General features: G+C 42.7%; 2 tRNA genes. Both read left to right on the forward strand.

Annotated elements, in window-relative coordinates:
• The first annotated feature begins 101 nt into the window (after positions 1-101).
• Positions 102-176: transfer RNA gene (locus tag AC1RP1_RS08025), tRNA-Ile, on the forward strand.
• Positions 177-203: 27 nt separating this feature from the next.
• A tRNA-Ala gene (locus AC1RP1_RS08030) sits at positions 204-276 on the forward strand.
• The last annotated feature ends 96 nt before the right edge of the window (positions 277-372 follow it).

The raw sequence follows: 372 nt of genomic DNA on the forward strand, positions 1-372 counted from the left end.
CCTGCGGCTGGATCACCTCCTTTCTAAGGAATATTACGGAAACCTACACACTTGTCGAAAATTTGTTTAGTTTTGAGAGATCTACTCTCAAAAGCGTTTACGGGCCTATAGCTCAGCTGGTTTAGAGCGCACGCCTGATAAGCGTGAGGTCGATGGTTCGAGTCCATTTAGGCCCATTTACCAATTAATAAAATACCCATTATGGGGCCTTAGCTCAGCTGGGAGAGCGCCTGCCTTGCACGCAGGAGGTCATCGGTTCGATCCCGTTAGGCTCCATTGACAATATTAATTGTCGAATTTGTTCTTTGAAAACTAGATAATATTTATTAAATTTTTAAGCAATAAGCCGAGAAACACCGCGTTTTATTAGTT

It is taken from the genome of Dellaglioa sp. CoH-56-MRSF-13, assembly GCF_056782095.1.